The organism is Achromobacter colocynthidis, from assembly GCF_057334535.1.
This window is the reverse complement of the sequence record NZ_JBHFIZ010000009.1, coordinates 1-8,204: the sequence shown is the minus strand read 5'-3', so window position 1 is coordinate 8,204 and position 8,204 is coordinate 1. Positions and strand designations below refer to the sequence as shown.

Here is an 8,204-nt window from a genome sequence, read left to right as displayed (position 1 = left end):
TGGATTTGACCCTGTATCGCCGGACACCACTTCACCGTTAAGTTGATAAAACGGCGAGACGCCGGAACTCTCGGGGAGAACGATACTTCAACGCACTGTGTGGATGCGATTCGTTGTAGTGCTCGAAGGCCAGAGCCAAGTTATGTGCGGCAGTATTGGCATCGGGCTTGGGCATGAAGGCAACATAATCGCGCTTCATGGTCTTTACGAAGCTCTCGGCCATTCCGTTGCTCTGCGGGCTGCACACGGGCGTGGTCAATGGATGCAGGCCGATCTCGGTGGCGAACGAACGCGTTTTTTCGGCGATGTAGCCCGAGCCGTTGTCGGTTAGCCACTCAATGGGGTGAGGCGGTTTCAACGTGCCACCGAAGCGGTTTTCAACGGCGGCCAGCATCACATCGCGGACGATGTCGCCGCTGTGCCCCGCAGTGGTGGCCGCCCAGCTCAACGCTTCGCGATCGCAACAGTCCAGCGCAAACGTCACCCGCAGCGGTTCACCGTTGTCGCATCGGAATTCAAAACCGTCAGAACACCAGCGTTGATCGCTGCGCGCGACGGCCACGCGGCCATCGTGACGGCGTTCAGGCCGCGCCGGCTGGACCTTACGGGCGATCAATAGATCGTGCGCGCGCATGACCCGATAAATGCGTTTGGCATTCACGGCAGCCTCGCCCGCAGATTCGCGAGATCGACGTATCAAGCCCCAAACTCGTCTATAGCCGTAGCTTGGTAAGTGGGCCACGGTTTGTCGGATTTCATCGAGCAGGGCACGATCATCGAGCTGTCGGCGCCGACGGCCATCGGACCAGTCGGATTGACGGACAAGACGTTGAGCAACATTTGAGCGCGCTACACCAAGGACGTCGCAGACCGTTTTCACTGGTCGTCCTCTGGCAACGAGGGTGAGCGCGCAATCCACTTTCGGGATTTCATGACGTCGACCGCCTCCCGCAGGATTTCGTTCTCCATCGTCTTCTTGCCCAGCAATCGCTGCAGTTCACGTACCTGGGCCAGCGCCTCCGACAGTTCTGAAGCAGGCACCACCTCCTCTCCCGAACTGACCGCAGACAGGCTGCCGTTCTGGTACAGCTTGCGCCAGCCAAATAACTGATTCGGGTTGATGCCGTGCTGGCGCGCGACCGTCGAGACGGTCTTACCCGGCTCGAAACTCTCGCGCACCATCGCCAATTTTTCTTCCGCCGACCAGCGGCGCCGCCTCTCGGGCCCGGTTAACACTTCCATCACTGCTTGCTTGGTGTTAGTCAAAAACACAGTCATATGCCTAGTCAGTATTCTAGGTGAGTGATGGTGTCCGGTGACTCAGGGGGGCATTCCAGTCACCGTGTTGAACGGTTATCTCCAGCGGCACAGGCACATCAAATCCGTCGTAAGTGGCTATCCGAGGCTTGAAGCCATTGGTAAACAACAGACCATGCCGTTCGGTACGTTCCCAGAATACCCCCCGCTGTAGAGAAGGCGAGTGTGACCTACGATCAGAATGGTGACCTTCGCGCGTTTGATGAGGCGGTTCTGGCTGGTGCAAGTTCCAACATGAGCGATGCGCTGCTAGGCTTCAGCGGAGAAAAGCACAATCGGGCTTTCGAGATCGCGGTAACGGCAGCGGCAAGGCCTCTCTTCGAAACCGTACCCGAAAAATTTGTGTTCGGCGGCAAATACGTTGCGGTGTTGGAGACGGCAACTGGGTACTACAAGGACGACTACGTTCTTCCGCAGCGCAGGCTAACGGGCCACATCACGAAGCTGAGCAGGCCGAAGGACCAAACCTCAGGCACGATCACCGTCGAGTCAACTCTAGGAGACTTCGACCGCAAGGTGCAAATTGAGTTGACGGGTGATGACTACCATCAGGCGGTCGTGGCACACGACAACTCGAAGATGGTCCGGGTGGAAGGCGATGTTCACATTAAAAGCAAGTCCGCCCAATTACTGAGCCCGCAGAATTTTGGGGTTATTGAAAACGAAGATTTGCTCTAGGCCGGCACTTGGAAGAAGTCTTCTGGGTATTCCGGTCGATCGTGACCAGTGATTCCGGCATCGTGACCGCCGATTCCGATGATCGTGACCACCTTGGTGATGGCCGACGGGATCAAGTGCGGGTTTGATTGTACGTTGAAGGGTTTTTTGGCCCTGGAGCCGGGTCCTCTAAGTGCGTGATGATGTAGCCATTTCCACCTCCAGGCAGCGATTCCTGCCAGTCGGTTATAGACTCTCCACTAAATCCTGGGAACTCCACAATGCATGCCGCCATGGCTGTTCGCGAAATGCTGAGTTGTGTGGGAGGTGGGCGCCATGACGCCCACGCGATTGGCCGACCTTTATTGGCCTGTGGTAGCAAGTGGTGCGGCGGTCGTCACTTCCTCAATGAACTGATCAAAGAGAGAGTCCAAGTCTCTAAAGTCTAGCAATTCACTGGGATCGATACCGACAGTGTCGAGGAGGTTAAACAGCGGCTGGTCATAATTTAGAAGGGCCAGTCGTTTCATTTCCTCTGGACGGTCCAGGAGTTTCAGTGCAATCGGAATGCTGAATAACTTGTCCACATTCATATAGATCTCAGGCAGCGTCTGTGCATAGAGAGGCTCCAGATGATGAATAATCTCTTGGCGTGTTGTCCTGTCGCTATCGAAGAAGCAGGTGAATCGTTGGTCCTGGATCAGTTCGTGAGGAGGCCGTTTACGCGCCAACATGGCGAACAGAAACTGCGCTGAAAAATAGGCAGGCATGAAGGCGTTGAGCGCGCCGGCACGCTGCTCTTTTGAGCCACTCGTTCTGAGATAATGAAACTGGGAGTAATAGGCGATTGTTTCCGAGACCACAGGACGATTGGCTAGCGCCCAGTCTTGATCTAAGCGTCGACGCAACGAGAACTCCGCCGTGTGCCCTAGCTCGTGAGCCAATAGGTCGAGGGACTGAAAGCCGGTTGTTGGCACCACGATCAGATGGCCATCAAGGCCACAAGGATATGCCGAGGCCTCAGCGCCAGGATCAGCTTGATATTGCCGGTAAAACTGCTCTGACACACGCGCAAGCTCAGTATTTGCCAATTCGACGTCATACAGCTCACTAACGAAGTCTTTAACATGCCCAAAGTCTTCATCACCAATTGCGCTTTGTATTCCCTTGTAGTCGACGTCACTCAGCTTGCGTATCATTTCGGAGCCAAGTTGAGCATTGCTCACCGCACTGTGGAAGTGCCCAGGCTGCAAGTCAACCCCAGTTCCTCTCCATGCGTCGTGCAGAGCATCCTTAGCGTTCTTCGCACTTTGAAGGTCCTCTGCCACCAATGCATCTTTCCTAGCCTGTTCCAGCACAAAAACCGTCTCTCTGAACATCATTAATCTCCGCAAAGTCCGCGTGGAATTCTACATAGCGTAACTTGCTGTGTGTACCCTTGTGGTCCTTAGCTACTGCGCCATAGAGCAAGTTCGCATAGCCGTGGCCGGAATAGCGTAGATCCTCCGGCTCCACCCCGTGGTCGGCAAGTTTGAACCGCAAGTCTCGTGGGATATCGATTAGCTTCTCGTCACAGGCAAACCCCAGAGCAGCCTGCCGGCGTACACCTGAGGTAAGAGCGCTCAACCCCGTTTCTACCGCTCCGTTGACCTTCACGAGGATATCCGCGTCAGTGCTTCAACCCAGGGCCTTGGTGGGGGCGTCGGGATCTCCACGTCGAGGAAGTGATTGAGAAGCGCGTAGATGCGCGTGGGATTTCCAGACGCCAGGGCGGCTCTCTTCGCATCACGAAGCGGGGGCAGATAGACATGTCGGATCATGTCGTGACTACCAGACTCTGGCGCACCTTGGTGCACCCCGCCCCAAAGCGTTGGACGTACGGGGAAGCGGCCGGTACTCTCGTCGCACCTCACAATCTAAAAACACACCCGGAAATCGCAGGATCCGATGCCGCCGTGATTAAACGGCCCTGCTGACCAGGGTTGAGGTCAGTGAAATTCCCGACGATCTCGAACTTGCGACTTGCGCTCCCAAACCGAACATCGGACGGCTCACAGTACAACTCACGCCGACCGCCAAGCGGCATGGGCAACAAACGAATGGCATCTATCGCATTGCTCTTGCCCCCGTTGTTTTCCCCAACCAAGATCGTTAGATCCTTATACAGGGGAATTTCTACATGCTCGAACGAGCGAAAATTCCCCAGCGTAAGTTTCTCGAAGCGCACATTTCCCTCGGCATTCTGATTATTCGTAGTCTCCAGCCTCTACTGGCTAGAATTCTAACGAATGCAGAGAATCAGTTGCTGATTGATACGGGACTAGGTTGGCCTACTATCGCTGCCCAAACTGCTGCTCGGAAAAAGGCCATTTAATACCCATAGCCGCCCCATGATGACGAGATACGAATCGGAGAGAAAACGATGGGATCGTCCAATAAAGCAATGAAGCTCGCTTCTCATGGGAAGCTCACCATTCCCCATAACCTCCGGAAGCAACTCGACCTCAAGCCTGGAGATAAGGGATTCTTCACCCTGCGTCAGGATGGCACCCTCACGCTGCGCTTTGAGCAAAAGCCGTCTGAGGAACGCTAGCCGCAGAATTCCACCAATGGCTGGCGGCCCTGCTTGTGGTCTGGTCAGCCCAAGCGTCAACCACCTGATTTCAGCTATTACAACGACATCAGGACCGTCTGGAGCTATACGAACTCACGGCCACCTAGTGTGACCGAAACCTATCCTGCAAGGCGCAATTAACCACCGGAAACGGAAGAATCGAAAACCTCGAAAAACAGGTCAAAATAACGAATCTAAAATAGTAGTCGTCTTGACTACAATGTTATTAGTCACATAAGATTTACTTTAAATTCAGCATATTATTGTATCTATCGTTCTCGGATAACTACTGCGGCGCGATGGAAGAAAAACAGCATAGAACACAGGGCATTTTTCAATTAGGCAATTATTCGTCGTACGCAGTGAGCTACCAGTCCCAACTCGCCGCCCGCGTCAAACCGAGTTTCGCTCCTCCCGTTTCGCCTTTATCCGAAGACGAAATGGACATCACATACACGCAGCTCCTCGAACACCACAAGAACCGCCTGACCCAAGATCGAGAAACCTTTTCCGAACAGGTACTGCGCAACCACACCTCCGCCCTGAAGGCCTACCTGGTGTTCTGCGGCAAGGACCTAAATCAGCGCGTCAGCCGCGAGTTCACCGCCGACTTCCTCAAGCGCATGCAAGAGTTCGCTCAGCTGATTTCCGGCGGCAACCGCAAGACGGCTGCCGACAAGCTCAGCATGCTCCGGGCAATCAAGAAGACAGTCGACTCCCTTCATCGCAAGGCCCAGTTGGCACCCGTGTCGGGCATTTCGATGTTCCACAAAGAGCTGCGCCTGGCCGTCGCCAGTAGCGGACAAACGCTTGAAGAGATCGCGAAAGCGATCGGTGCCGCACCCCAGACGCTTCCCCGATGGATGAACGGAGCGAATCCCGTAAAGAAAGGGATGCCGACACTGCGACGCCTGGAACGTCACCTTGGGCTTGAACGCGGTTGCCTCGAAAGTAAGCTGGAGTACCCCCGCAAGGAGACCCGTGTAGCAATGGGGGTGGCTGGCGATCAGTACATTGAACGCATGCGTGCCCTGGTCAAGGACCCCTTCTATCTGGCGCGAACTGAATTCAGCAGCGCGCTGGAGGCCGAATGGTTCACGCTCCTGCGATACAAGACCGCTGAACACCCCGTAGGCCTGCGCCGGTCACCCCGCGGACGCTGGCGCGTGCTCCCCAAGGATCAGGTGGGGCCGGACATCGTTCGCGACAAATTTTGCTGCGTCACAGAGGGTTACTACAGTCCCAGCGCCAGCCGCAACTTCCAGATCGTTCGCGCGTTCCTCGGGTTTCTGAGCAAACCGAAAGAAGGCAACACTGCTTGGGCCGGGCTGGGACTGCCTTTGGACAAGGTACAAACACTCGCCCACTTGGTGATCCCTGAAAACCTGGAGGCATACCTCCAGTTCATGAAGGCACGCTCTGGCCACACCATCCACAACGGGCATATCAATGTAGCGGGCGCCATCTGCAACCTGACGAACCCAGGAGACGGATACCTGTGGCAACACCCCCAGCTTCTGGATAAGGTACAGGAGTTCGCTCGCGGCCGAACATGGGAGCAACTATGCGAAGAGACACACAGCCTGTGCAAATCATGGCAACAAGCCGGGAAAGGCAAAAAGTCGCGCGATCCCAAAGCGCCCCTGCTTCATCTGCTCAGCCTTGATGACCCGCTGGCGCCGTTCAAACGGGCAATCAAGCAACTGGACATCGCCGCCGCGAATTGCGCACCGGGTTCGGTATTCCAGGCGACCTATAAACGAGATGCTCTGCTCGTTGCCATTTCGTTATCTAACCCACTTCGGCACCGCACGCTGACCATCATGAAGCACGTCAGGCCAAACGAGTTTTCCTCCTACGCCTCGAATCTGTATCAGACTGAGGACGGCACGTGGCGTCTCCGCTTCTGGAAGGGAGACTTCAAGAACGATGGATCGAAAGATGAGGACTACGACGCCCCGCTACCCAAAGCTTTAGGCCCAAGGATCGAGGAGTACCTGGACGTTTACCGGCCCGTCTTGATCCGGCGCAATCCCGAAGCCCCATGGGTGTTTCCCAACCTCCACGGCAATATGCACAAGGACGTCGGGCAGCTAATGGCCAGCGTGGCTCAGAACTACATCCCGGAGGTCTCGCGCCTCCGGCCTCACGCAATGCGGCACATCGTGGCGACTAACTACCTGAACAAGAACCCAGGGCATTACACGGTGGTTGCAGCCCTTCTTCACGACAAGCTGGAAACGGTGCTGAAGCACTATGCCCACCGTAAGAGCGAATCGGCATTCAATCTGCATGAGGAGCACATGAAGACCTTCTTTGCCCAAGATTGATGCGCCAGCATCACCGGCAACCTCATGATTGTTGGCTGAGACACGGAGGAGCAAGACGGGCCTGAACCGATAGTCATGCAAAAACCCCCACTGCTACATAGCGTGGGGGCCAAGTTCAACGCAAATCAATCCTGAAGCTTAATCCTCCGCGTCAACCACCAACCTCCCATCGGCCGGAGGAAGTCCTCAAGCTGAGCGCGCTGATACAGGAGAACAATGAGCACCTTCATTGGAACAGGCAGGCGTTCGAGGTCCGTGCGATCAATCCCTGCCTCTGCCGCTGAGGGACTGCTGCTAATAGACGCCAGCCCTCTTGAAAGCCCATCTTCGAAGGTCGGAGTGTCCTCGATGAAGTCGGCCAACTCCAGCCGACCTGCGAGCACGAAGGCGCCGATCGGCGGCATACCGAGATACGCCGCGAACCGCCGCAAATGCTGATCGCTAACTGAATCCATCGCCTTATCGCCGTTCAACAACTGAGACAGGTAGCTCTGACTGACCCCGACGTGAGCGGCCAGCTGCGAAACAGTATGCGAACGTTCACGCATGGCAACTCGCAAAGCTTGCCGGAGCCGAAGGCCCTTGTTTCCTTTCTCCATAATTCTTGCCTAATAGAACGGGCACATGCCCACAGGCGTATAGCTAGATGTGGTGCACGATGAGACATTGCCGTCAGCACAATCCCATTGCCCCCAGCAATAAAGGCCTCATGGCAAGTAGAGACCATGGATTTGACCCTGTATCGCCGGACACCACTTCACCGTTAAGTTGATAAAACGGCGAGACGCCGGAACTCTCGGGGAGAACGATACTTCAACGCACTGTGTGGATGCGATTCGTTGTAGTGCTCGAAGGCCAGAGCCAAGTTATGTGCGGCAGTATTGGCATCGGGCTTGGGCATGAAGGCAACATAATCGCGCTTCATGGTCTTTACGAAGCTCTCGGCCATTCCGTTGCTCTGCGGGCTGCACACGGGCGTGGTCAATGGATGCAGGCCGATCTCGGTGGCGAACGAACGCGTTTTTTCGGCGATGTAGCCCGAGCCGTTGTCGGTTAGCCACTCAATGGGGTGAGGCGGTTTCAACGTGCCACCGAAGCGGTTTTCAACGGCGGCCAGCATCACATCGCGGACGATGTCGCCGCTGTGCCCCGCAGTGGTGGCCGCCCAGCTCAACGCTTCGCGATCGCAACAGTCCAGCGCAAACGTCACCCGCAGCGGTTCACCGTTGTCGCATCGGAATTCAAAACCGTCAGAACACCAGCGTTGATCGCTGCGCGCGACGGCC

8 protein-coding genes are annotated in these 8,204 nt (G+C 55.8%); 3 read left to right on the top strand and 5 right to left on the bottom strand.

Going from position 1 to position 8,204, the window contains the following annotated elements:
• Positions 1-37: 37 nt before the first annotated feature.
• Positions 38-1,242 (bottom strand): IS3 family transposase gene (locus tag ACE04A_RS04945; RefSeq protein WP_448716133.1). Its coding sequence is split into 2 segments (ribosomal slippage): positions 38-918 and positions 918-1,242, totalling 1,206 coding nucleotides; the frame shifts between segments, so codons are not numbered across the junction.
• Between the two features lie 240 nt (positions 1,243-1,482).
• On the opposite strand from ACE04A_RS04945, the gene ACE04A_RS04940 reads away from it, so the two are divergent.
• Positions 1,483-1,995 (top strand): hypothetical protein, encoded by a 513-nt coding sequence (locus ACE04A_RS04940; protein ID WP_448717193.1) that lies wholly within the window; start codon positions 1,483-1,485, stop codon positions 1,993-1,995.
• A gap of 341 nt (positions 1,996-2,336) precedes the next feature.
• On the opposite strand, the gene ACE04A_RS04935 is transcribed toward ACE04A_RS04940, so the two are convergent.
• Positions 2,337-3,353 carry a hypothetical protein gene (locus ACE04A_RS04935; RefSeq protein ID WP_448717194.1) on the bottom strand — a complete coding sequence of 339 codons (1,017 nt, stop codon included), beginning with the start codon at positions 3,351-3,353 and terminating at the stop codon, positions 2,337-2,339.
• 530 nt (positions 3,354-3,883) lie between these two features.
• Positions 3,884-4,201, bottom strand: a complete 318-nt coding sequence (locus ACE04A_RS04930) for an AAA family ATPase (protein WP_448717196.1) — start codon at positions 4,199-4,201, stop codon at positions 3,884-3,886.
• A 195-nt stretch (positions 4,202-4,396) separates the two neighbouring features.
• Between ACE04A_RS04930 and ACE04A_RS04925 the strand changes: the two genes are divergently transcribed.
• Both ACE04A_RS04925 and ACE04A_RS04920 read left to right on the top strand, forming a co-directional pair.
• A complete protein-coding gene (locus ACE04A_RS04925) occupies positions 4,397-4,567 on the top strand; it encodes an AbrB/MazE/SpoVT family DNA-binding domain-containing protein (protein ID WP_448717198.1) in 171 nt (56 codons plus the stop codon).
• 320 nt (positions 4,568-4,887) lie between these two features.
• Positions 4,888-6,918 carry a tyrosine-type recombinase/integrase gene (locus tag ACE04A_RS04920; protein ID WP_448717199.1) on the top strand — a complete coding sequence of 677 codons (2,031 nt, stop codon included), beginning with the start codon at positions 4,888-4,890 and terminating at the stop codon, positions 6,916-6,918.
• A 125-nt stretch (positions 6,919-7,043) separates the two neighbouring features.
• On the opposite strand, the gene ACE04A_RS04915 is transcribed toward ACE04A_RS04920, so the two are convergent.
• Together ACE04A_RS04915 and ACE04A_RS04910 are read right to left on the bottom strand one after the other, a co-directional pair.
• Positions 7,044-7,517, bottom strand: coding sequence for a helix-turn-helix domain-containing protein (locus ACE04A_RS04915; RefSeq protein WP_448717200.1), 474 nt, complete (start codon positions 7,515-7,517; stop codon positions 7,044-7,046).
• Between the two features lie 164 nt (positions 7,518-7,681).
• Positions 7,682-8,204: integrase core domain-containing protein (locus ACE04A_RS04910; RefSeq protein ID WP_485819902.1), on the bottom strand; the 523-nt coding region annotated here is incomplete at its 5' end.